Raw genomic sequence first — 2,267 nt, 5'->3', positions numbered from 1 at the left:
CCTGCTGCCGTTCGCGGTGGTGTTCGGACAGGAGCGGCAGTGGGCCGAGCACCTCGCCGTGATGTACCCGGGCGAGGCGCCGGGGTGGTACGCCGGGACGGGGCCGCTCAACGCGGCCGCGTTCGCCGCGAGCGTCAGCGCGATGTCCTCCGCGACCAGCACGTCGAGCTCGTCGGGCGGGTCGACGGGCGGCGGGTCCGCGGGCGGCGGTGGCGGAGGAGGCGGAGGCGGCGGGGTGTGACGCCGGCTCAGCGGCGCCCGTCGCCCGGGCGCACGAGCCCCGAGTCGTACGCGAACACGACGGCATGCACGCGATCACGCAGGGCGAGCTTCGACAGGATGCGACTCACGTGGCTCTTCGTGGTCTGCTCGGACACGAACAGGCGCGCGGCGATCTCGGCGTTCGAGTGCCCTGCCGCCATGAGCGTGAACACCTCGCGCTCGCGATCCGTCAGCTCGGACAGCAGGTGCGACGGCGCGGCGCGGCGCTCGGGCGTGCCGACGAACTCCTCGATCAGCGCGCGCGTCACGCTCGGGGCGAGCAGCGCCTCGCCGGCGTGCACCGTGCGCACGGCGCCCACGAGCTCCTCGGGCGTCGCGTCCTTGAGGAGGAAGCCGCTTGCGCCCGCCCGCAAGGCCGCGAAGACGTAGTCGTCGATGTCGAACGTCGTCAGCATCAGGATCCGCGGGCGATGGGTCGAGACCGGATCGTTCAGAATCGTGCGCGTCGCGTCGATGCCGTTCATCCCCGGCATGCGGACATCCATCAGCACGACATCGGGTCGCAGACTGCGCACCCGGGACAGGGCCGATGCGCCGTCCTCGGCCTCGCCCGCGACCTCGATGTCGGGCTGCGCGCCCAGGATCGAGGTCAGTCCGACCCGGAACATCTGCTGGTCGTCGACGACCAGCACGCGGATGGTCACGCCGCGGTCCCGGCGTCCGCGGCGTGCGGCACGCGCGCCTCGACCGTGAAGGCGCCGGTCTCATCCGCGCCGTGCGCAAGGGTTCCCGAGACGGAGGACATGCGCTCCATCATGCCGCGGAGCCCGTGGCCTCCGCCCTCCACGGGCGCGGTCGGACCGTGTCCGCGACTGCTGCGCACGCGCAGCACGATCTCGCCACGCACGAGCGCCAGTGCGACGGAGACATCCGCGCCGGGCGCGTGCCGCACGGCGTTGCTCAGCGACTCCTGCGCGACCCGGTACAGCGCGAGCTGCACGGGCTGTGAGGGCGGCGGGTCGATCGGCTCGAGGTCCGCGTCGATGGCGGTGCCGGCCGCGCGCGTCGCCTCGATCAGGGAGGGCAGCGCCGCGAGGCCGGGCTGCGGCGCCGTGAGCACGTCGCCCTCCTCGCGCAGCACGCCGAGCAGTCCGCGCATCTCTCGCAGCGCGCCGCGAGCCTGCTCGGCGATGCCGTCGAACTCGGCCGTCGCCGCCTCGTCCAGGTTCTCGAGACGGAAGCGCGCCGACGTCGCGCGCATATGCACGAGGGACATGCTGTGGGCGACCACGTCGTGCATCTCGCGTGCGATGCGCGAGCGCTCCGCCGCCCATGCGACGCGTTCGCGCTCGAGCTCGGTCGCGTGGCGGGCGGTGCGCACCTGGCGCTGCAGCAGCCCGACGATGCCGCCCGTGAGCGCCGCGAGCGCCGTGACGCCTGCGCCCACGATCAGCGCGTTGCCGGCCGACGTGTCGTCGCGCTGCAGCGTGACGATGCCCGCGATCACGAGCATGCTCGTCATGGCGGCGCCCCACGTCAGGACCTGCAGCCGCCACTCGGCGTGCAGTCCCAGCAGCACGAGCAGCGCGCTGAGCGCGATCATGCTGATCACGCTCAGCGGCCAGGGGGCGAGCTGCGGCGACGATCCCAGCGCGATGCCGGTGAGCGCGAGCACGTGCACCAGCGCGCCGAGCCACGGCGACAGCCCGGCGAGCAGGATGCTGCCGCCCTGCGCGATCCCGAGGACGAACGCCATCGGCATCCAGAGGCCGTGGATCGCGGCATGGATCGGGATCCCGACCGCCGCGATCGCGACGGCGACCGTCGCCCACGTCGCCCAGTCGGGGAAGCCGAGGGGGCGTGTCGGCGGGCTCCACAGCGCGCGCCTCCAGATCGCGTTCACGCCGGCACCTCCTCTGCGTCGCGGGCGTCTGCGTCGCAGGACTCGGACCCTTCGGGGGTGCGTCGCCGGCGGGCGCGGCGGATCAGCCGCATCACGCCGTCGACGGCGACGCCCAGCACGATCGAGATCGCCGCTGCGGTGA

The 2,267-nt window shown here is 73.6% G+C and carries 2 protein-coding genes and 1 pseudogene; 1 reads left to right on the top strand and 2 read right to left on the bottom strand.

All coding sequences use genetic code 11. The annotated features are described in order from the left end of the window. Nucleotides 1–241: pseudogene (locus RIF89_RS14170) on the top strand (DUF2207 domain-containing protein); the annotation flags it as partial. 7 nt (nt 242–248) lie between these two features. Here RIF89_RS14170 and RIF89_RS14165 read toward each other — a convergent pair. Both RIF89_RS14165 and RIF89_RS14160 read right to left on the bottom strand, forming a co-directional pair. Beyond that, nucleotides 249–926: a response regulator transcription factor gene (locus tag RIF89_RS14165; protein WP_309069721.1), complete on the bottom strand. Its 678-nt coding sequence runs from the start codon at nt 924–926 to the stop codon at nt 249–251. After that, a complete protein-coding gene (locus RIF89_RS14160; RefSeq protein ID WP_309069720.1) occupies nt 923–2,125 on the bottom strand; it encodes a histidine kinase in 1,203 nt (400 codons plus the stop codon). The genes RIF89_RS14165 and RIF89_RS14160 overlap by 4 nt, the downstream gene beginning before the upstream one ends. Nucleotides 2,126–2,267 lie beyond the last annotated feature (142 nt).

Origin of the sequence: Microbacterium sp., from assembly GCF_031178525.1 — a bacterium.
Classification (GTDB): Bacteria; Actinomycetota; Actinomycetes; order Actinomycetales; family Microbacteriaceae; genus Microbacterium.
Note: the sequence above shows the minus strand (reverse complement) of the source record. Positions and strands in the feature narration are given on the sequence as shown.